The sequence below is a fragment of the Lichenihabitans sp. PAMC28606 genome (assembly GCF_020616535.1).
Lineage (GTDB): Bacteria > Pseudomonadota > Alphaproteobacteria > Rhizobiales > Beijerinckiaceae > Lichenihabitans > Lichenihabitans psoromatis.
The window spans coordinates 1,462,013-1,481,252 of record NZ_CP085136.1 but is presented as its reverse complement, the minus strand read 5'-3'; the positions used below and the strand labels follow the sequence as shown (position 1 = coordinate 1,481,252).

The following is a 19,240-nucleotide window of genomic DNA, read 5'->3' as shown; positions in this document are numbered from 1 at the left end:
CGCCCGCGATCCGGCAAACTGCCGGCCCAGGAGACGTTCTAAGACGTTTCCGAGGCAAAAGAAAACCGGTCGCGACATGTCGTGACCGGTTGATCGACGCTACAGTGAATGCAGGACGTCAGACAGGATCAGGCTTCGGCGGCCGACGGATCGTCATCGTCGTTGTCGGCTTCCGGAGCGCCGAGGATCTTCTCGGCGATCAGCCCGGAATTCTCGCGGATCGCCTGCTCGATCGTCCGCGCCGCATCGGGGTTCGCTTTGAGGAACGCTTTTGCGTTTTCGCGACCTTGGCCGAGACGCTGGCTGTCCCACGAGAACCAGGCCCCGGATTTCTCGACGACGCCGGCCTTCACACCGAGATCGACCAATTCGCCGACCTTGGAGATGCCTTCGCCGTACATGATGTCGAATTCGACCTCTTTGAACGGCGGAGCCACCTTATTCTTGACCACTTTGACGCGGGTCTGGTTGCCGATCACCTCGTCGCGATCCTTGATGGCACCGATCCGGCGAATGTCGAGACGTACGGATGCGTAGAACTTCAGGGCGTTGCCGCCCGTCGTCGTCTCCGGCGAGCCATACATCACGCCGATCTTCATGCGGATCTGATTGATGAAGATCACCATCGTGTTCGACCGCGAGATCGAAGCCGTCAGCTTGCGAAGAGCCTGGCTCATCAGACGAGCCTGCAGGCCGGGCTGCACGTCGCCCATCTCGCCCTCGATTTCGGCGCGGGGCGTCAGCGCCGCCACCGAATCGACCACGAGAACATCGACCGCCCCCGACCGCACCAGCGTGTCGGTGATCTCGAGAGCCTGCTCGCCCGTGTCGGGTTGCGAGATCAGCAAATCTTCGAGATTGACGCCAAGCTTGCGGGCATAGACCGGGTCGAGCGCATGTTCCGCATCGACGAAGGCACAGACGCCCCCGCGCTTCTGCGCCTCGGCAATCACGTGGAGCGTCAGCGTCGTCTTTCCGGACGATTCCGGACCGTAGATCTCGATCACGCGTCCGCGCGGCAGACCGCCGACCCCAAGCGCGATGTCCAAACCGAGTGAGCCGGTCGGGATGGTCTCGATTTCCACGGCTTTCTGGTTCTTGCCAAGCCGCATGATCGAACCTTTGCCGAAAGCTCGTTCGATCTGCGAGAGCGCTGCTTCGAGCGCCTTAGTCTTGTCCACGGAGGTTCCTTCCACGAGGCGAAGATTCGCTTGGCTCATGAGTGCAATCCTTTTGACATGCGCGCCGGGACGCCGCAACAGGATCAATGTACGTGGTTTGTTCTCTTTTACAAGTTCTTGTTTTGTTCTTAGAGCAACCCGAACGTCAGGCTTGGAATAACGTTTCAGAAACAAAAAAGCCGATCCGCTCGAGGCGGACCGGCTTGATCTGGTACGGACGAACCCTACCGAATTTTAGCGCGAATAGAACTCGATCACGAGGTTCGGTTCCATCTGAACCGGGTAGGGAACCTCGGTCAGGCCGGGCACGCGGGTCATCTTGGCGGTCATCTTGGTGTGGTCGATTTCGTAATAATCCGGCACGTCGCGTTCTGCGAGCTGCACGGCTTCGAGAACGACGGCGAGCTGCTTGGACGCATCCTTGACCTCGATCAGATCGCCGACCTTGACCTGATAGGACGAAATGTTCACCCGACGACCGTTAATGCGGACGTGACCGTGGTTGACGAATTGCCGTGCCGCGAAGACGGTCGGGACGAACTTGCAGCGGTACACAACCGCATCGAGGCGACGCTCGAGAAGGCCGACGAGGTTCTGGCTCGAATCGCCTTTTTGACGAATGGCTTCGGCGTAATATTTCCGGAACTGCTTCTCGGAAATATTGCCGTAATAGCCTTTCATCTTCTGCTTGGCCTTGAGCTGGGTGCCGAAATCGGTCGGCTTGCCCTTGCGGCGCTGGCCATGCTGGCCGGGGCCGTATTCGCGGCGGTTGACCGGGCTCTTCGGACGGCCCCAGATGTTCTGGCCAAGGCGGCGGTCAATTTTATACTTCGATTCTGCGCGCTTCGTCATCGCAATTCCTCGCGTGAGTGGATTGAGGAACGCGCCCTCCTGTGCTGCCGTGGCTCGTCCGAAAACGAGATGCGGAAGCCGACAGGCCTTACACTGCGTCGAGTGGAAAACCGCGGGTGCGTCGCCGGAGGCGGGATAATCCCGGAAACCTCGTAGCTACCGGCCGTCAGGTCGCGTGGACTCTGTCGGCGGAGAAGCGTCGTTAGGGCGTTTTGACGCTGAAGTCAACGAAGCGATGGCCGATCAGCCGCAAATGCGGATCAGGATCACCACCGATGCCGCATCGGCGATAGCGTCGACATGCCCTATAGAGTGTCAGGGTCGAGCGCCAGCAACCCATCAGCACGGAGAGGTCGCATGTTTATCGCCATGAACCGGTTCAAGGTCCTCAAAGGACAGGAGCAGGTGTTCGAGGATCTATGGCTGTCGCGCGAATCGAACCTCGATACCGTTCCAGGCTTCGTCGAGTTCCACATGCTCAAGGGGCCGGACCGCGAGGATCATATTCTGTATTCCTCACACACGATTTGGGCCGACCGGGAGCAGTTCGTGGCCTGGACCAACTCCGAGGCGTTCCGCGCCTCGCATCGCGGTGCGGGCCAGAATAAGCCGATGTATATCGGCCATCCCGAATTCGAAGGCTTCGAGGTGATCCAGACGATCAAGCGCACCGCTGCCGGGATGACCGAAGCGCTTGGCTGAGCGGCCCGGACAGCGCCGGGTTGATGCGCCGCATCCGGCATGGCACATCGGTGAGGATGATGCCTCATTCGCCACTCAGCCCGCGGTTCCGATGACCGACAGCGACGTCTTGAGCGCCGCAGCCGATGCGAGCGGTGTTTCACGCGGAGCGCCACGGGTTCTCGTCTTCGATTCGGGCCTCGGCGGCCTCACGGTTCTGGCCGAAATCGTCAAAGCGCTGCCCGGTGCAGACGTCGTTTTCGCGGCCGATGATGCGGTGTTTCCTTACGGCCAGATGCCAGAGGCTGCCCTCGTAGCCCGCGTCGTCGATGTTGTGGGCTATCTGATCGACAGTCATGCGCCGGATGTCGTGGTAATCGCTTGCAACACGGCCTCGACGGTCGTGTTGGAGCCGTTGCGGGCGCGCTGGCCGGCTGTCCATGTCGTCGGCACCGTTCCGGCCATCAAGCCGGCTGCCGCCCAGTCTCGGTCGCGGCGGATCAGCGTTCTGGCGACGCCGGGCACGGTGGCGCGCGACTATACACGCGATCTCGTCCGCAGCTTCGCGGCCGACTGCGCCGTTGATCTTGTCGGCTCGGTCCACCTTGCGAGCTTGGTCGAGGCTTCGATGCGGGGCGAAACGCTGTCCGACGCGGCTGTGTCGGCCGAGATTTTGCCGGTTTTCGTCGATCAAGGTGGACGTCGCACCGACGTTGTCGTGCTGGCCTGCACGCATTTCCCGCTGCTGCTCGACACGATGAAGCGGCTTGCGCCCTGGCCCGTCACTTGGATCGATCCAGCCCCCGCCATTGCGCGCCGCGTCGTCCAGGTGCTGACCCGAAGCGAGAGCCCGCATCCCTCGCCCGATCCGCAGCCCCAGTCTAGCAAAGCCATCCCGGCGCTTTTCACCAGCGGTCGGGTTCCGGGCGACACCTTGCTCACATTTCTCGACCGGCGAGGTCTGGACGGCCGTGGTGGCAAAGCGTTTCCGCCCCATCGGTCGATGGCAACCGGCTGACGCGGCGGCGCATGCTGACAGACCGACATGGTTGAGCTCTACCGGGATGACGATTTGCTGGTCCGCGCCGCATGCCCGTTCGGGTCGGCGGTGTGTTTCGTCACGTTCGATTCGTATTCCGATGTCGGTTCGCTGGACCGGCCGGCCTTCGGCGAGTCATTCCTGCGCGATCGCGGCTTCGACGCCGTCCATATTCTGTCGTGCCGCAACAATTGGTACCTGCACGAAACTTCGGCCAGGGCGTTTGATGCGGCCCGGAACGCCGTCACCGGCTACGAGCGGGTCGTCACCTACGGCTCGAGCATGGGCGGATATGCGGCCATTCGGTTCGGTCGCCAGGTGGGGGCCGGGCATGCGATCGCCATGTCGCCGCAATATTCGATCAACCCTGACACGCCACCCTTCGAGACCCGCTGGCGTTTCGACGCCGAGGCGATCGACTTCCGCCATGAGAACCGGTGGGACGATTGTTTCGTCGAAGCCGCGACCATCTTCTACGATCCGCGTGATCCCGATCGGCATCATGTCGAGATGTTCAAGGGCAAGACGCGCGTCATTGCCGTGCCGGTCGTCAATGGCGGCCATCCCTGCACCACGATGCTGGCCGAAATCGGCTTGCTTCAGACGGCGCTTCCCGAGATCGCAGCCGGAGCCTTTGATCCCGCGATCTTCGCGCAGCGCTTAAAAGCCGAGCGACGACGGTCGCCGCATCTCTACTACAATATCTCGAACAACATCCGGAGGCCGCGCGATCGCGTCCGCTTCGCCCGCATCGCGGCCGATCTCAGGCCGCAATATTTGCCCTTTCTGGATCATCTCGGCGCATTGCTGGTTCAGGTCGGCGACCTCGAGGAAGGCAAGCGCATTCTCGACCATGCGCTGGTTCTCGAACCGGATCGTCAGATCACGCTTTATCGCCTCAGCGAATATTACGAGGCTGCAGGCGACCTCGATCGCGCCATCGCCATCATGGATCGACTGGTTGCGGGCTACCCGCATCTCCGCAATCTCGGACCACGCCTGAACGAATTATTGGATATCGGGGTCGAGCGACTCTACGAGCGTTTGTTCGACGACGAGCCCGGCCCGACGGTTGTTCTGGTCGGACGAGGCCCAAGCAGCTGACCGCCTTCGGCGCTATGGTCGATACCCGCAGCTACATGGTGGCGCCAATCTGCCAGGGCACGAATTCAGCGTCGCCATAGCCGAGCGCTTCGGATTTCGACGGCTCACCGGACGCGATCGCCAGAATTTTGTCGAAGATCTCCTGGCCTTTGGCCTCGATGCTGACGCCGTCGAGGATGTCGCCGCAATTGATATCCATGTCCTCGGTCATGCGGGCATAGATGTCGCTATTGGTCGCGAGCTTGATCGAGGGGGTCGGCTTGCAGCCGTAGGCGGAGCCGCGGCCCGTGGTGAAACAGAGGATGTTGGCGCCGCCGGCAACCTGGCCGGTCGCCGAGACGGGATCGTAGCCGGGTGTGTCCATGAAGACGAACCCTTTGGTCGTGACGGGCTCGGCGTAATGATAGACGCCCGTCAGGGTCGAGGTGCCACCCTTGGCGGTCGCGCCGAGCGACTTTTCGAGAATGGTCGTGAGCCCGCCGAGCTTGTTACCGGGCGAGGGATTGTTGTTCATCTCGCCACCGGCGCGCGAGGTATAATCCTCCCACCACTTGATCATCGAGACGAGCTTCTCGCCCACTTCGCGCGTCGCGGCGCGGCGTGTCAGCAGATGTTCCGCGCCATAGATCTCCGGCGTCTCCGACAGGATGGCGGTGCCGCCGTGCCGAACCAGCAGATCGGCGGCCGACCCAAGGGCCGGGTTGGCCGTGATCCCCGAATAGCCGTCCGACCCACCGCATTGCAGCGCGAGGACCAGCTCGGACGCCGGCAGCGTCTCGCGCCGCGCCTTGGCGGCTGCCGGGATCATGTCCCGCAGTGCCGCGACGCCGGCCTCCACGGTCTTGCGTGTGCCGCCGGTTTCCTGGATCGTCATGGTGCGGAAGGCATCGCTTTCGCGCAGGCCGTATTCGCTCTTCATCCGGCCGATCTGGAACACTTCGCAACCGAGGCCGACCAGCAGAACGCCGGCGATATTCGGGTTGCTGGCGTAACCCCATTGGGTCCGCTTCAGCGCGTCGAACCCCTCACCCTTCGAGGCGATGCCGCAGCCGGTGCCATGCACCAGCGCGATGATGCCGTCGATCTCCGGATGATCGTCGAGGATGCCGGATCGCTCCACCTCCTTGGCCATGAACCGGGCCACCGAAGCCGAGCAGTTCACGCTCGTCAGAATCGCGAGATAATTGCGCGTGCCGGCCTTGCCGTTGGCGCGCCGAAAGCCCTGAAACGTCGCTTGTTGCTCGATCGGCAGCACCAGTTCGGTCTTGGCCCCTTCGGCAAAATGATAGTCGCGCGCGAAGTCGTGCATCTCGACATTATGCTCGTGGACCCAATCGCCCGGCATGATGTCCTGCGTTGCAAAGCCGATGATCTGCCCGAACTTCAGGATCGGTTCGCCCGTGCGGATCGGTCCGGTCGCCATCTTGTGACCCTTCGGCACGCGGACGCGCGCCTCGACGCCCGATCCATTCATGGCACCGGGATCGAGCGTGTCGACCGCGACGACGACGTTGTCCTGCGGCTGCAGGCGCAGCGTGCGGGCGGGGGATGTCGAGAGGAGCGTCATGGCAAATCCGAGAAAAGCGTGGGGTTCTGCTGCGCGAAACTGTCGAACAGCGCGGTGGTTTGGGCGAGGTGGCGGCGCATCGCGAGGCGGGCGGCGTCCGGATCGCCGGTCGACATTCCGTCCACGATGGCCCGGTGTTCCTCGACCGTGCTGGCCATGCGGCCCGGCGGCGTCATGAGGATGCGGCGGATGCGCTCGAGGTGCGACCGGAGCGTATCGAGAATGATGCCGGCTTGGGCGAGCCCGAGGCTGTCGCAAATGCTGCGGTGAAAAGCGACATCCAGCGCATAGAGTCCGGGTCGGTCATCCGCGTCGGCCGCCGCCGCTTCGTAGCGCAGGTTGCGGTTGAGATCGTCGATGAGCGCCCGCGGCGCGCGTTCGGCCGCCACAGCGGCGATTTCGGCTTCGATCGCGGTCCGGATCAGCATACATTCCCGCACGTCGCTCAAGGCGATCTTGGCAACGAACGAGCCATGTTGCGGTTCGATCACCACGAGCCTGTCATAGGCAAGCCGATTGATCGCCGTCGTCACGGGAAAACGGGACATCCCGAGCCGTTCGCAGAGTTCGGCCTTATCGATCGGTGATCCGGGTTCGAGCAGCCCCGACAGGATCGCTTCCTTGATCTCGTGGTAGACATGACCAGCCTTGGACGAACGCTTGGCTGTCGCAGTCTCGGGCGCCTGCATGGCTGCGGTCGATCGATGATGCGCCGAGGCGTCCATGAGGCGGGGACCCATCCTATGCAGGATTGCAGCGGCCGCGTCACACAGATGCGCGTCTTTGTCGCTCGCTAGCATGTCAGATGGTAAGATCGCGCTTGGCGAAGGTCAAGCAATTGTGCAATTTGCCTGCATCGGCCCCAACGCGAGACGGAATGATGCATCCGCTGACCCCTGCGACGACACTCCCCGAGGATGGTTTTGCTGGCGCGCTCGCGGCGCGCGTCTGGCGTCCCGATCTTGGTGGCCCGGCTGTTGTCGCGGTCCGCGAGGGCGGGCTGATCGATATCAGCACGACATTCCCGACCATGCGGGATCTCTGCGAGGACGCGTCGCCCGCGAAGGCGTTGCGCGGCGCCTCGGGCGATAGGATCGCGACGCTTGAGGAGGTGCTGGCCAATACGGGGGAGGATAATCGCGACCCGACACGGCCTTGGCTTCTGGCGCCGATCGACCTTCACGCCATCAAAGCCGCTGGCGTGACCTTCGCGGTGTCGATGCTGGAACGCGTGATCGAGGAGCGGGCCAGGGGTGACATGAGCGCCGCTGCCGAGATCCGAACCGAGATCACCCGCCTGGTGGGCGAGGATTTCTCGAAGCTCAAGCCGGGCTCGGCCGAAGCCATGCACCTGAAAGAAGTGCTGCTCGCGCAGAACGCATGGTCGCAATATCTCGAGGTCGGCATCGGCCCGGATGCGGAGATCTTCACCAAGGCGCCCGCTATGGCGGCCGTTGGCACCGGCGCCGATGCCGGCATCCATGTGAAATCACACTGGAACAACCCCGAGCCGGAGGTCGTGCTCGTGGTCGCGTCGGATGGACGGATCGTCGGCGCGACGCTCGGCAACGACGTCAATCTTCGCGATGTCGAAGGCCGGTCGGCGCTGCTGCTCGGGAAGGCGAAGGATAATAATGCGAGCTGCGCGCTTGGCCCGTTCCTCCGCTTCTTCGACGGTGGCTTTTCGCTCGATACGGTGCGGTCGATGTATGTGACGCTGCGGGTCGAAGGCGTCGACGGCTACACGCTCGAAGGATCGAGTTCGATGGACAAGATCAGCCGCGATCCGGCCGATCTCGCCGAGCAGATGATCGGGCCGCATCACCAATATCCGGACGGGGCCGTGCTGTTTCTCGGCACGCTCTTCGCCCCGATCGAAGACCGGGAGGAGCCGGGCAAGGGCTTCACGCATAAGGTGGGTGATGTCGTCACGGTGGCGACCCCGGCGCTCGGACGTTTGACCAACCGGATCCGCTATAGCCACGAATGCGCGCCCTGGACCTATGGCGCGAGCCATTTGATGCGTCATCTCGCCAAGCGCGGGCTGATCTAGACGCCGCTCTTGCGCGACATGACGCAACTCGATTTAAGCGAGGCTCATTGGGGTCGGGTCGACCGCCGCCGATGCGCGTCAAGCAAGAGGAACCACCAATGGGCGACGATCTGATCCTCGTGGCGGGCGAAGCGCTCGTCGATCTCATCCCGCTGACCGGATCGAGCTACGAGGCGGTGCTCGGCGGATCCCCCTTCAATACTGCGATCGGCCTCGGCCGGCTCGGCGTGTCGACCGGCTATGCCGGGCGGGTGTCGACCGACTCGATGGGCGAGGCGATCGTCGAGCGTCTCGATGCCAGTTCGGTCGATCTCGGTTTCGTGGTGCGGGCGCCCCAACCCTCGCCGCTGGCCTTCGTGACACGCGGTACGGAAACCACCGGCGCGCGTTATGCTTTCTATCTGGGGTCGACGGCTTACGACGGCCCCTCGCCGTTCCCGGACAAGTGGCCCGGCCATGTCGGCCATCTGCATATCGGCTCGTTCTCGGCCACCGAAGGCTCGCTCGGCAAGGCATCGCTGCAGGCCTTTGCCCAGGCGGCCGGCGTCGCGACCACGAGCTACGATCCGAATATCCGCCCGCTGGTGATCGCGCCGCCGGAGCAGACGGTTGTGGCGGTCGAGGCGCGGGTGCGTCTGTCGACCGTCGTCAAGGTCAGCGATGAGGACCTGCTCTGGCTGTATTCCAACCGCGAGCCGCATGAGGTGGCAGCGACGTGGGCCACATTCGGGCCACGACTGGTGGTGCTGACGCGCGGGGGAGCCGGCGCCATCGCGTTCTTCGATGGTGATTCCGTCGAACGCCTCGCGCCGACCATCACGGTCGTCGATACGGTCGGGGCCGGTGATAGCTTCATGGCGGCGCTCTTGGCCGCGATGTTCGACGATGGAGCCATCGGGCGACGCGCTATCGCCGACACCCAGGCTTATCGGTCGAACGCCGTCGAGGGATGGGTGAGCTTTGCGATCGCGGCGGCGGCGATCACTTGCACGCGCAAGGGCGCCAATCCGCCGACACGCGACGAGATGCGGGCCATCACGCCGGCTGGCGTCGCATCCATGCCGGCATAAACCGCGACCGCCGCTTCACCCTGCGTAATCGACCCGAGCCAGATAAAGGCCAGCGGCAGGCGCCACGGTGCCGCAGCGGGACCGGTCCCGGGCTTCGAGGGCGGCCCGTAATTCGTCGGTGCTCCATTTGCCTGCGCCGACGAATTCGAGCGATCCCACCATCGATCGGACCTGACGATGCAGGAACGAGCGAGCCGTAACCCGGATATCGATCCGGTCGCCCTCCTGGCTGACCTCGATGCGATCGAGCGTGCGGATCGGGCTGATGGCCTGGCAATCGGCATCGCGGAAGGTGGTGAAATCGTGTCGGCCGATGAGCGCTTGCCCGGCTTCGTGCATGGCGCCCGCATCGAGCCTTCGCTTCACCAGCCAAGCGCGATCGTGGCTCAGGGCAAGCGGCGGCCGCCGATTGACGATGCGATAAAGATAGTGCCGCCGCGTCGCGGAGGAGCGCGCATCGAAGTCGGGCCCGACTTCCTCGGCTTTCAACACCGAAATCGGGTGGGGCCGCAGATGCGCGTTGAGCGCGTCGCGAACACTGTCGCTCCGGTAGGGTTTGATGAAGTCGAGATGAGCGACCTGGCCGGTTGCATGCACGCCCGCATCGGTGCGCCCGGCGCCCTTGACCATCACGGGTGCGCCCGACAAAGCCTCGGCGGCGCGCTCGATCTCACCCTGGATCGACGGTCCGTTGGCTTGCCGCTGCCAACCGACGAAGGCGGTGCCGTCATATTCCACCGTCAGCTTGAACCGCGGCATCGTTAGCTTGGGCTGGAGGGTGCGAGTCGCAGGCCGGGGGCGAGGCGGGTGCCACGCAGGAACGTGTCGGCATCAAGCGGCGCTTTCCCGGCGCGCTGCACCTGAAGCAGTGTCACTGCTCCTGCGGCGCAGGCGACCGTGAGACCGCCCGCTATCAGCGTGCCGGCCGGGCCGCTCCCGTCGGAGACACGCGCGCGCAAAACCTTTACGCGCTCGGTGCCGCTGCCGAGATCGGCCTCGAAAAACGCACTGGGGAAGGGGGACAGGCCCCGGATCGTGTCGTGGACCACCTGAGCCGAATGGTCCCAGTCGATGCGGCATTCGGCTTTGTCGATCTTGCGCGCATAGGTCACGCCTTCGGGTGACTGCGCTTTGAACTGCAGGCTGCCCCGGCCCAGCGCGGCGACGGCGCGCCCCATCAGGTCTGCTCCGATGGGCGCCATATGGTCGTGCAGGTCGCCCGCCGTCATGTCGGGGCCGATCGGGAGCGTTTCGGCCATGCCGACCGGGCCTGTGTCCAGCCCGGCTTCCATCCGCATGACCATGACGCCCGTTATGCTGTCGCCCGCCATCACGGCGCGCTGGATGGGGGCCGCGCCCCGCCAGCGCGGCAGCAGCGATCCGTGCAGGTTCAGGCAGCCGAGGGCAGGGGCGTCGAGAATGCGCTGCGGCAACAACAATCCGTACGCGACCACGACGGCGGCATCGGCCCCGAAACTCGCGAAAACGTCAGCCTCGGCATCGCCCTTCAACGAGGTCGGCGTCAGTACCGGCAGGCCAAACCGCTGGGCCATGACATGCACGGGCGAGGGGCGCAGATCCATGCCGCGGCCGCCCTGCGCAGGCGCGCGCGTGTAGACCGCGACGACCTCATGCCCCTGACCAACGATTTCGCTCAAGGTGGGAACCGCGAACTCGGGTGTTCCCATGAAGATCAGGCGCATCGGCTCAGGTCGCGTTCATGCTGCGGCGGGGTGGGGTGCGCTCGGGCGCCTCCGGGCGATCTCCCTCGCGCGGGTTGAACGGCCGTCCATTTTCCCGCGCGATCCGGGCCGCTTTCTCGAATTTCTTGATGACGCGATCGCGTTTCAATTTGGAAATATGATCGATGAACAGCACGCCATCGAGATGATCGATTTCATGCTGAAGGACGGTCGCTAGAATGCCGTCCGCCTCGATGTGCTGCGGCTCGCCGTTGCGATCGAGAGAGGTCACGCGGACCCGCTCGGGGCGGGTCACTTCGTAATAATCGTCCGGGATCGACAGGCAACCCTCTTCATAGGAAGAGGTCTCCTCCGAACGCCATGTAATCTCGGGGTTGACCAGGAACAGCGGCTGACGCGGTTCATCCTCCTTGGCCGTATCGATCACCACGAGACGTTGCATCACGCCGATCTGCACCGCGGCGAGGCCGATGCCCGGAGCGTCGTACATCGTCTCGATCATGTCATCGAGCAGAGCCCGCACCGACGCGTCGACGGTGGTGACCAGAGCGGACGGCTGGCGCAGTTTCGAATCGGGCAGAGTGACGACGGGCAGAACGGCCATGACGAACCTTGATGAAGAGTTTCGTTGAGATAAGGAGGTGCGGCCTCAGGGTCAAATCTGCTTGTCCACAAACCGGGACTTCGCCAAGCGCGACCGTGTTTAACATTTACCATGGCGATGCAGAGGTCTGTGAGTCGCGGATCGCTGTAACAATTCCGCAGGCAGTCCTCACCGACACTTCGCGCAGAGTGATCTCAGCGAGGGCGAGGCGAACCGCATGATCGAGCATTGCGACCTGTGCGGCACGCGTCTGGCCGGGCGAAGCTTCAAACGCCGTGGCTGCTCGGGAAAGGCTTTTTGCGCGATCCGCTGCGTCGAAGCTTTCGAAATGCGTCAGGGACTGCCGACCGGACGCATCGATGAGACGCGCCCCGGCTGGTCGGCCTATCCAGCCGTTGCAAACCCCGCTGCCGCCCTGATCTGCTGATCGGCACGACGCGTCCCGATCGAGACCCCCGTCAGGGGCGGATCGGTGCCCGTCCGCTCGTCAGGGCCTCGTCTAAACTATCGAGCCGGTCCTGACCCCAAAAGGGTTCGCCGTCGAGCATATAGGTCGGCGAGCCGAAAACCCCGGCCGCGAGAGCCTCGTTGCCATTGGCGCGATACTGCTCGCCACTGGCGCCCGATCCGGCTTGCGCCAAAACCACCGCCGCATCGTGGCCGCAGTCAACCAAAAGACCCGCGATGACCTTATGGTCGGCAAGGTCTCGATCCTCTTGCCACAAGGCCGCGAAGGCGCGCGACACGAAGGGCTCGGGTTCGTGTCCAAGCGCCACGAGCGCCACGACGGCACGGTCCGCATGGGTGATATCGATCGGCCAGAACGCCGGCTTGATGTTGAACGACAGCCCAAGCCGAACCTTCCAGCGCTGCAACTCGACGGAGCGATAGGCTTGCCGGTTTGGATGTCGCTGAGCCAACGGGAGACCACCCGATGCTGGAAAGACTTCGCCGAGCGACATGGGGCGATAGACGAGAGCCGCATCGTGCCGACGCGCCAGATCGAGCAGTCGCGCGTGGCCGAGAAACGCCCATGGGCTATGCAGCTTAAAAAAATACTCGATCGTTCGCTGTTTCGACATGGCTGGTTCTCGATTGCGCGTTGCAAATGGTGCCTGGACGCGGTCATAGACCACGCATGAGATCCATCAAGGAACGTATCGTCCATACCCTGCTGTTCGAGATCGGCGCCATCGCGAGCGTCTCGCCGGCGATCGCCTGGATGACCGGAAGATCCATGGCCGAGGCGAGTGCCGTCAGTCTCGCCTTGTCGGTCGTCGCCACCATCTGCAACTATTGTTGGACGATCCTCTTCGACCGGTTGTTTCCGACCCGCCACCGGACCTTCCTGATCCGCGCCGCGCAGGCGATCGGGCTCGAATTCATCATCACGCTGTTTGCGGTCCCGCTGTTTTATTTTTTTGCGGGCGCGACGCTGCTTCAAGCCTTCATCCTCGATTTCGGCAGCATCGGATTCTTCATCGTTTACGCCATGGCCTATAATTGGGTGTTCGACCGCGTCATGCTGAGGATCGAGGCATCCTCAGCATGACGGATTGCCGTATCAGGCCGCCTTGGCGTTGAACCGGCCGTAGAAGGTTTCGTGGTCCTTCGCCATGTCGAGCAGCAGGCCCGGCGGATCGAAGCGGGGGCCATGCGCTTTGGCGAGCTTGTCGCAGAGCAGCACGAATTGCGACACGCCCATGCCATCGATGTAGGACAGCGTTCCGCCGGTAAACGGCGCGAATCCGAAGCCGACGATCGAGCCGACATCCGCTTCGCGCGGATCGGTCACGATGCCCTCCTCCATGGCCCGTGCCGCCTCGATGGCCTGCGCCACAAGGAACCGCTGCTTCAACTCGGTCACGTCGATGGCATCGGGATCGAGACGGGTCGGGCGCAAGGCTTGGAGGCCAGGCCAAAGCGTCTTCGGGCCTTTCTCGGGATAATCGTAGAACCCCTTGCGGTTCTTGCGGCCGAGCCGTCCCTCGGTCACCACCAACGTGTCGAGAAGATCCATCTGGGCCTGGTCGACTGCGGAGTCCCCAAGGTCCTGCCGCGCCGCCACCAGCACCTTGCGGCAGAGGTCGATCGCAACCTCGTCGGTCAGGGACAGTGGCCCGACCGGCATGCCGGCCTGCTTGGCCGCATTCTCGATCATGGCGGGTGGCACGCCCTCGAGCAGCATCTTGTGGCCTTCCAGCAGGTAAGCGAAGACGCAGCGGTTGGCGTAGAAGCCGCGCGCATCGTTGACCAGGATCGGCGTCTTCTTCAGGAGGCGCACGAAGTCGAAGGCTGCCGCAATGGCCCGGTCGCCCGTCTTCGCCCCTTTGATGACCTCGACCAGCAGCATCTTCTCGACCGGCGAGAAGAAGTGGACCCCGATGACATTTTCGGGCCGGAGCACGACCTCGGCCAAAGATGTGATCGGCAGCGTCGATGTATTGGACGCGAAGATCACGTCGGGCCCAAGGACCGCCTGCGCTTTGCGGGTCGCCTCGGCTTTGACGGCCCTGTCCTCGAACACGGCCTCGATCACGAGATCGCAACCCACGAGAGACTCATAATCGGCGCTGGTCGTGATACGGGCCAGCAAAGCGTCTCGATCCGCTGTTTTGGCCCGCCCTTTGCCGATCTGATCGGTCACCAGTTTGTGGGAATGCGCCTTGCCCTTGTCGGCGGCCTCCTGGCTCTGGTCGATGAGCACGACCTCGAGCCCCGCATTGGCCGACACATAGGCGATACCGGCCCCCATGAAACCGGCGCCGATGACCCCGATCTTCTTGATGGATGTGAGTGGCACGTCCTTCGGGCGGCGCGCCCCTTTGTTGAGTTCGCCCATGGACAGAAACAGCGAGCGGATCATCACGGCCGCCTCGCGAGAGCGGAGGATTTTGGCAAACTGCCGGCTTTCGATCCGCAGGCCGATGTCGATCGGCATCTGCAGGCCCTCGTAGACGCTTTGCAGGATGGCCTTGGCGGCCGGGTAATTGTCCTGCGTCTCGCGACGGTAGATCGCGTTGGCGGGCGGCCACGTCATCATGCCAACGGGCGAATAGACCTTGCCGGACGGCGGCTTGAAGCCCTTCTCGTCCCAGGGTGCGACGCCTTTGCCACCGGCCGCGATCCAGGTTTTGGCGGTGTCGACGAGAGCGGCGAGGGGTGAGAGGACATGAACGAGGCCCATGCTTTTTGCCGCCTGCGGGCGGATCTGCTCGCCGCGAAACAGCATTTGCAGCGCGTCGCCCGTCTGCATCAGGCGCGGCACACGCTGAGTGCCGCCGGCCCCAGGGAAGAGGCCGACCTTGATCTCCGGCAAGCCGACCCGCGCCTTGTCGGTCTCGGCCAAGACGCGATAGTGACAGGCCAAAGCTAGCTCGAACGCGCCACCCAGGCAGAGTCCGTTGATGGCGGCCACCCAGGGTTTCCCGCAGGTTTCGAGCTTACGGAACAGCACGGACAAGCGCCGTGAGCCATCGAAGAAGGCCTGCATCGCGGCCTCCGGGTTGCCGGCCTTGGCGTTCTCGTCATACTGCCGCCCGAGCGCCTGCAACATGGTGAGATCGGCACCGCCCGAGAAGCTTTCCTTGCCGGAGGTGACGACGCATCCTTTGATGTGTTCGCTCGAGGCCACCTGATCGATGACGCTATCGAGTTCGTCCATCACGCGTTCGGTGATGACGTTCATGGATCGGCCGGGCATGTCCCAGGTCAGCAGCGCGATGCCGGCGTCATCGACGTCAAATCGAAAATCGTGCAGCGTCATGATCTTAAACCCGTTCGATGATCGTTGCGGTCCCCATGCCGGCCCCGATGCACAGCGTGATGAGCGCGGTGCTCTTCCCGGTGCGTTCGAGTTCGTCGAGCACGGTACCGAGCAGCATGGCGCCGGTCGCGCCGAGCGGATGACCGAGCGCGATGGCGCCGCCGTTGACGTTGATCTTGTCGAGCGACAGGTCGAACGCCTGCTGATAGCGCAGCACCACCGCCGCAAAAGCCTCGTTGACCTCGAAGAGATCGATGTCGTCCACCGTCATGCCGGCGCGGGCCAGCACCTTTTTGGTCACATCGATCGGCCCGGTCAGCATCAACGCCGGGTCCGAGCCGATATTGGCGAAAGCGCGGATGCGGGCGCGCGGCCGCAGGCCAGCTTTCTCGCCCGCGTCGGCCGATCCGATCAGCACGACCGCCGCGCCGTCCACGATGCCCGATGAGTTGCCCGCGTGGTGGACGTGGTTGACAGCCTCGATCTCCGGATGAGCCTGGATCGCGACGGCATCGAACCCGCCCTGGTCCCCCATCATGGCGAAGGAGGGTTTCAGCGCCGCCAGGGACTGCATGTCGGTCTGCGGCCGCATGTGTTCGTCGATCGCCAGCAGCGTCAATCCGTTGATGTCGCGCACCGGCACGACGGCCCCGGCAAAGCGCCCTTCGGTCCAGGACCGCGCAGCGCGCTTCTGGCTTTCGACCGCGAAGGCATCGACATCGTCGCGCGACAGCCCGTATTTGGTCGCGATCAAATCAGCCGAGACGCCCTGCGGCATGAAATAGCTTTTGATCGCAATCTGCGGATCGACCGGCCATGCGCCGCCCGATGCCCCGATGCCGACGCGGCTCATCGACTCGACGCCTCCGCCCACGACCATGTCGTGCTGCCCGGCCATAATCTGGGCCGCACCGAAATTCACGGCATCGAGCCCTGAGGCGCAGAAGCGGTTGATCTGCACGCCGGGAACATGCGCGCCATAATCGGCCGTCAACGCCGCCGCGCGGGCGATGTCGCCGCCTGCCTCGCCGACGGGATCGACGCAACCGAGGATCACGTCGTCGACCAGGGCCGTGTTCAGCGCGTTGCGCGTTTTTAGCGCATCGAGCACGGCAGTTGCGAGGCCGAGCGTCGAGACCTCGTGCAGCGCACCATCCGGTTTGCCGCGCCCGCGCGGCGTTCGCACATGATCGTAGATAAAGGCGTCAGGCATGAGAAATCCTTGGACGATCAGGTGTCGTGATCGGGGTGCTGGTGGTTGATGACGGGCTCATGGACGGCTCCGGCCAGCCACGCTGACGTTGCTTCGATCGGTAAGGTTTCGATCGTCTCACTCCAGGGCAGGACCGCCTCGAGCCCGAGACGTGAGGTGGGTGCGATCAGGGTCGGATCGTCGAACGATCCAATCGTCAGTTCGATCGCTGCAGCCGACTGACGATAGGCAAGCGGCGTCCCGCAGGCTCGGCAAAAGCCGCGTGAGGCGATATTCGAACTTGCAAACCAGGTTGGCTCGCCGCGGGTCCACACCACCTGGGTTGTCGGAACGGAGACGAAGGCCATGAACGGCGCTCCGCCGGCCTTTTGGCACATGCGGCAGTGGCAGACTTTGGCGGATTCGACCGGCATCGAAGCCCGATAGCGGACGGAACCGCACTGGCATCCCCCTGACGCGTGTCCCGTCTCCCTGTGGTCGACATCCGCCGTCATTCCCGCGCTTCCCGAATGGCGCAGTTTAGAACGCCTCGGCCGGCATTGCCATCACGGCATCGGCTCCGGCTGTGATCCGCGCCAAACGAGTGCCGGTCTCGGGAAGCATCCGTTCCATGAAAAACCGGCCGACCGCAAGTTTGCTCGCCCAGCGGGCCGGGTCGCCACGCCCCTCGGCTTTTGCAACCAAAGCGGCTTTACACATGAGCAGCCACATATGCCCGAGTGCCACGAGGCCGAACAAATGCATGTAGTCGGTCGATCCAGCCCCCGCATTGTCGGGCTTGGCCATGGCATTCTGCATGAACCACAGGGTGGCCTGTTGCAGCCGATCGAGACCCTGCTTCATGGCCTTCACGTCAAACGTTAACTCCGCATCATCCTTAACGCTTTCAAGCGTCTGCGCGACCTCGCTCATGAACGACATGAAAGCACGGCCTCCATCCTTCGGCAGCTTGCGACCGACAAGATCGAGGGCCTGGATCCCGTTTGCGCCCTCGTAGATCATCGCGATACGCGCATCGCGCACGAATTGCTCCATGCCCCATTCGGCCACATAGCCGTGGCCGCCGAGCACCTGTTGGGCCAGCACGCAATTGTCGAAGCCAAGGTCGGTGAACACGCCCTTGAGGATCGGCGTCATTAGACCGAGCCGATCCTCGGCCCGTTGCGCCAGGGCCTTGTCGCCCGCCTGGTGGGCGAGATCGACCTCGATCGCGGTCGACATGAGAAGCGCGCGGGCCGCCTCATTAAAGGCGCGGATCGTCAACAGCATCCGGCGGACGTCGGGATGCACGATGATCGGGTCCGCCACTTTGTCCTCGGCCTTGCGGCCCGAGATCGAGCGCCCCTGCAACCGCTCCTTCGCATAGGCGGCGGCGTTTTGGTAGGCGACCTCGGATTGAGCGAGCCCTTGATTGGCGACGCCGAGACGGGCCTCGTTCATCATCACGAACATGGCATTGAGGCCCTTGTTGGGTTCCCCGACCAGCCAGCCCGTCGCTCCATCGTAGTTCATCACGCAGGTGGCGTTTCCATGAATGCCCATCTTATGTTCGATGGAGCCGCAGGAAACGCTATTGCGCGCGCCGAGTGACCCATCCGGGTTCACCATCATCTTAGGAACAATGAAGAGCGAGATGCCTTTCGTGCCCGCCGGCGCGCCCTCGATTCGCGCCAAGACGAGATGGATGATGTTGGGCGTCAGATCGTGCTCGCCCGCCGATATAAAAATCTTCTGACCCGTGATGGCATAGGACCCATCCGGCTGCGGAACCGCTTTGGTGCGGAGGAGCCCGAGATCGGTCCCGCATTGCGGTTCGGTCAGGTTCATGGTGCCGAGCCATTCGCCAGCGATGAGTTTCGGGACATAGGTCTGCTTCTGCTCGTCGCTTCCATGAGCCAGGAGCGCCGAAAACGCGCTTTTGGTCAGGCCTGGATACATCGTAAACGCCATATTGGCGGAGGTGCAGAACTCGTTGATGATGGCGCCAATCGCCTGGGGCAAGCCTTGGCCGCCATAAGCCGGGTCACCTGAAATCCCGACCCAGCCGCCTTCGGCGTAAAGCCGATAGGCATCCCGAAACCCGTTTGGGGTGGTGACGGACGCGTCGGCGTTGCGGACACAGCCATCCCTGTCGCCACTCTGGTTCAGCGGAAGCAACACGCCCTCGCTGAGCTTCGCGCCTTCGGTCAGGATCGCCTCGACGACGTCGGGCGTAGCATCCGAAAAGCCCGGCAGATTGTTGTGGCGTTCAATCCGAAACACGTCGTTCAGCAAAAACATGACTTCGTCGATCGGGGCTTTATAGGTCGGCATCACTCATCCGTTCGGCAGGCCACTGCGGTCGAGAGTATCACGGTCAAAGCTTGCCAAACCATGCGGCTCAGTCAGCTCTCTCCAATGTGGAGCG

Annotated in this window: 19 protein-coding genes; 7 read left to right on the top strand and 12 right to left on the bottom strand. The window is 63.5% G+C overall.

The annotated features are described in order from the left end of the window. Positions 1 to 128: 128 nt before the first annotated feature. Positions 129 to 1,220, bottom strand: a complete 1,092-nt coding sequence (gene recA / locus LGH83_RS07090; RefSeq protein WP_227401178.1) for a recombinase RecA — start codon at positions 1,218 to 1,220, stop codon at positions 129 to 131. A 195-nt stretch (positions 1,221 to 1,415) separates the two neighbouring features. Further along, entirely contained in the window at positions 1,416 to 2,033 is a 618-nt protein-coding gene (gene rpsD / locus LGH83_RS07085; protein WP_227401177.1) for a 30S ribosomal protein S4, read from the bottom strand. Positions 2,034 to 2,390: 357 nt separating this feature from the next. Here rpsD and LGH83_RS07080 point away from each other — a divergent pair, with 357 nt between their 5' ends. The 3 genes from LGH83_RS07080 (at position 2,391) to LGH83_RS07070 (ending at position 4,857) form a co-directional block, all read left to right on the top strand. Next, positions 2,391 to 2,735 (top strand): antibiotic biosynthesis monooxygenase family protein, encoded by a 345-nt coding sequence (locus LGH83_RS07080; RefSeq protein ID WP_131118735.1) that lies wholly within the window; start codon positions 2,391 to 2,393, stop codon positions 2,733 to 2,735. A gap of 91 nt (positions 2,736 to 2,826) precedes the next feature. Beyond that, complete coding sequence (gene murI, locus LGH83_RS07075) at positions 2,827 to 3,732, top strand: glutamate racemase (protein ID WP_227401176.1); 906 nt, start codon at positions 2,827 to 2,829, stop codon at positions 3,730 to 3,732. A 27-nt stretch (positions 3,733 to 3,759) separates the two neighbouring features. After that, positions 3,760 to 4,857 carry a tetratricopeptide repeat protein gene (locus LGH83_RS07070; RefSeq protein ID WP_227401175.1) on the top strand — a complete coding sequence of 366 codons (1,098 nt, stop codon included), beginning with the start codon at positions 3,760 to 3,762 and terminating at the stop codon, positions 4,855 to 4,857. Between the two features lie 31 nt (positions 4,858 to 4,888). On the opposite strand, the gene LGH83_RS07065 is transcribed toward LGH83_RS07070, so the two are convergent. Both LGH83_RS07065 and LGH83_RS07060 read right to left on the bottom strand, forming a co-directional pair. Then, entirely contained in the window at positions 4,889 to 6,424 is a 1,536-nt protein-coding gene (locus tag LGH83_RS07065) for a UxaA family hydrolase (RefSeq protein WP_227401174.1), read from the bottom strand. Next, a complete protein-coding gene (locus tag LGH83_RS07060; RefSeq protein WP_227401173.1) occupies positions 6,421 to 7,224 on the bottom strand; it encodes a GntR family transcriptional regulator in 804 nt (267 codons plus the stop codon). Before LGH83_RS07060 ends, LGH83_RS07065 begins: the two co-directional genes overlap by 4 nt. Positions 7,225 to 7,304: 80 nt before the next feature. Here LGH83_RS07060 and LGH83_RS07055 point away from each other — a divergent pair, with 80 nt between their 5' ends. Further along, positions 7,305 to 8,477, top strand: a complete 1,173-nt coding sequence (locus LGH83_RS07055) for a fumarylacetoacetate hydrolase family protein (protein ID WP_227401763.1) — start codon at positions 7,305 to 7,307, stop codon at positions 8,475 to 8,477. Positions 8,478 to 8,575: 98 nt separating this feature from the next. After that, positions 8,576 to 9,547, top strand: coding sequence for a carbohydrate kinase family protein (locus tag LGH83_RS07050; RefSeq protein WP_227401172.1), 972 nt, complete (start codon positions 8,576 to 8,578; stop codon positions 9,545 to 9,547). A 15-nt stretch (positions 9,548 to 9,562) separates the two neighbouring features. On the opposite strand, the gene truA is transcribed toward LGH83_RS07050, so the two are convergent. From truA to def, 3 genes are read right to left on the bottom strand one after another with little or no spacing between them, the layout of a single operon-like run. After that, positions 9,563 to 10,306 (bottom strand): tRNA pseudouridine(38-40) synthase TruA, encoded by a 744-nt coding sequence (gene truA / locus LGH83_RS07045; protein WP_227401171.1) that lies wholly within the window; start codon positions 10,304 to 10,306, stop codon positions 9,563 to 9,565. 2 nt (positions 10,307 to 10,308) lie between these two features. Continuing rightward, complete coding sequence (gene fmt / locus LGH83_RS07040) at positions 10,309 to 11,250, bottom strand: methionyl-tRNA formyltransferase (RefSeq protein ID WP_227401170.1); 942 nt, start codon at positions 11,248 to 11,250, stop codon at positions 10,309 to 10,311. Positions 11,251 to 11,254: 4 nt separating this feature from the next. After that, entirely contained in the window at positions 11,255 to 11,854 is a 600-nt protein-coding gene (def, locus tag LGH83_RS07035; RefSeq protein ID WP_131118719.1) for a peptide deformylase, read from the bottom strand. A gap of 217 nt (positions 11,855 to 12,071) precedes the next feature. On the opposite strand from def, the gene LGH83_RS07030 reads away from it, so the two are divergent. Continuing rightward, positions 12,072 to 12,281, top strand: coding sequence for a hypothetical protein (locus LGH83_RS07030; protein ID WP_227401169.1), 210 nt, complete (start codon positions 12,072 to 12,074; stop codon positions 12,279 to 12,281). Between the two features lie 31 nt (positions 12,282 to 12,312). Here the strand turns inward: LGH83_RS07030 and LGH83_RS07025 are convergent, their stop codons facing one another. Continuing rightward, a complete protein-coding gene (locus tag LGH83_RS07025) occupies positions 12,313 to 12,936 on the bottom strand; it encodes a 2-hydroxychromene-2-carboxylate isomerase (RefSeq protein ID WP_227401168.1) in 624 nt (207 codons plus the stop codon). A 56-nt stretch (positions 12,937 to 12,992) separates the two neighbouring features. Between LGH83_RS07025 and LGH83_RS07020 the strand changes: the two genes are divergently transcribed. Then, entirely contained in the window at positions 12,993 to 13,406 is a 414-nt protein-coding gene (locus LGH83_RS07020) for a PACE efflux transporter (RefSeq protein WP_227401167.1), read from the top strand. A gap of 12 nt (positions 13,407 to 13,418) precedes the next feature. Here LGH83_RS07020 and LGH83_RS07015 read toward each other — a convergent pair whose 3' ends face one another. The 4 genes from LGH83_RS07015 to LGH83_RS07000 all read right to left on the bottom strand — a co-directional run bounded on the left by LGH83_RS07015 (position 13,419) and on the right by LGH83_RS07000 (position 19,146). Further along, positions 13,419 to 15,620 carry an FAD-dependent oxidoreductase gene (locus LGH83_RS07015; RefSeq protein ID WP_227401166.1) on the bottom strand — a complete coding sequence of 734 codons (2,202 nt, stop codon included), beginning with the start codon at positions 15,618 to 15,620 and terminating at the stop codon, positions 13,419 to 13,421. 4 nt (positions 15,621 to 15,624) lie between these two features. Beyond that, entirely contained in the window at positions 15,625 to 16,833 is a 1,209-nt protein-coding gene (locus LGH83_RS07010) for an acetyl-CoA C-acetyltransferase (protein WP_227401165.1), read from the bottom strand. A gap of 17 nt (positions 16,834 to 16,850) precedes the next feature. Further along, a complete protein-coding gene (locus tag LGH83_RS07005; protein WP_227401164.1) occupies positions 16,851 to 17,246 on the bottom strand; it encodes a GFA family protein in 396 nt (131 codons plus the stop codon). A gap of 106 nt (positions 17,247 to 17,352) precedes the next feature. Continuing rightward, positions 17,353 to 19,146 carry an acyl-CoA dehydrogenase C-terminal domain-containing protein gene (locus LGH83_RS07000; RefSeq protein ID WP_227401163.1) on the bottom strand — a complete coding sequence of 598 codons (1,794 nt, stop codon included), beginning with the start codon at positions 19,144 to 19,146 and terminating at the stop codon, positions 17,353 to 17,355. Between the last annotated feature and the right edge of the window lie 94 nt (positions 19,147 to 19,240).

Coding starts and splice junctions, on each gene's coding strand:
- LGH83_RS07065 (WP_227401174.1), bottom strand. CDS start 6,424: ATGACGCTCCTCTCGACATCCCCCGCCCGCACGCTGCGCCTGCAGCCG.
- recA (WP_227401178.1), bottom strand. CDS start 1,220: ATGAGCCAAGCGAATCTTCGCCTCGTGGAAGGAACCTCCGTGGACAAG.
- LGH83_RS07015 (WP_227401166.1), bottom strand. CDS start 15,620: ATGACGCTGCACGATTTTCGATTTGACGTCGATGACGCCGGCATCGCG.
- LGH83_RS07050 (WP_227401172.1), top strand. CDS start 8,576: ATGGGCGACGATCTGATCCTCGTGGCGGGCGAAGCGCTCGTCGATCTC.
- LGH83_RS07055 (WP_227401763.1), top strand. CDS start 7,305: ATGCATCCGCTGACCCCTGCGACGACACTCCCCGAGGATGGTTTTGCT.
- LGH83_RS07070 (WP_227401175.1), top strand. CDS start 3,760: ATGGTTGAGCTCTACCGGGATGACGATTTGCTGGTCCGCGCCGCATGC.
- LGH83_RS07020 (WP_227401167.1), top strand. CDS start 12,993: ATGAGATCCATCAAGGAACGTATCGTCCATACCCTGCTGTTCGAGATC.
- LGH83_RS07005 (WP_227401164.1), bottom strand. CDS start 17,246: ATGCCGGTCGAATCCGCCAAAGTCTGCCACTGCCGCATGTGCCAAAAG.
- def (WP_131118719.1), bottom strand. CDS start 11,854: ATGGCCGTTCTGCCCGTCGTCACTCTGCCCGATTCGAAACTGCGCCAG.
- truA (WP_227401171.1), bottom strand. CDS start 10,306: ATGCCGCGGTTCAAGCTGACGGTGGAATATGACGGCACCGCCTTCGTC.
- LGH83_RS07000 (WP_227401163.1), bottom strand. CDS start 19,146: ATGCCGACCTATAAAGCCCCGATCGACGAAGTCATGTTTTTGCTGAAC.
- LGH83_RS07025 (WP_227401168.1), bottom strand. CDS start 12,936: ATGTCGAAACAGCGAACGATCGAGTATTTTTTTAAGCTGCATAGCCCA.
- LGH83_RS07060 (WP_227401173.1), bottom strand. CDS start 7,224: ATGCTAGCGAGCGACAAAGACGCGCATCTGTGTGACGCGGCCGCTGCA.
- rpsD (WP_227401177.1), bottom strand. CDS start 2,033: ATGACGAAGCGCGCAGAATCGAAGTATAAAATTGACCGCCGCCTTGGC.
- fmt (WP_227401170.1), bottom strand. CDS start 11,250: ATGCGCCTGATCTTCATGGGAACACCCGAGTTCGCGGTTCCCACCTTG.
- LGH83_RS07030 (WP_227401169.1), top strand. CDS start 12,072: ATGATCGAGCATTGCGACCTGTGCGGCACGCGTCTGGCCGGGCGAAGC.
- LGH83_RS07080 (WP_131118735.1), top strand. CDS start 2,391: ATGTTTATCGCCATGAACCGGTTCAAGGTCCTCAAAGGACAGGAGCAG.
- murI (WP_227401176.1), top strand. CDS start 2,827: ATGACCGACAGCGACGTCTTGAGCGCCGCAGCCGATGCGAGCGGTGTT.
- LGH83_RS07010 (WP_227401165.1), bottom strand. CDS start 16,833: ATGCCTGACGCCTTTATCTACGATCATGTGCGAACGCCGCGCGGGCGC.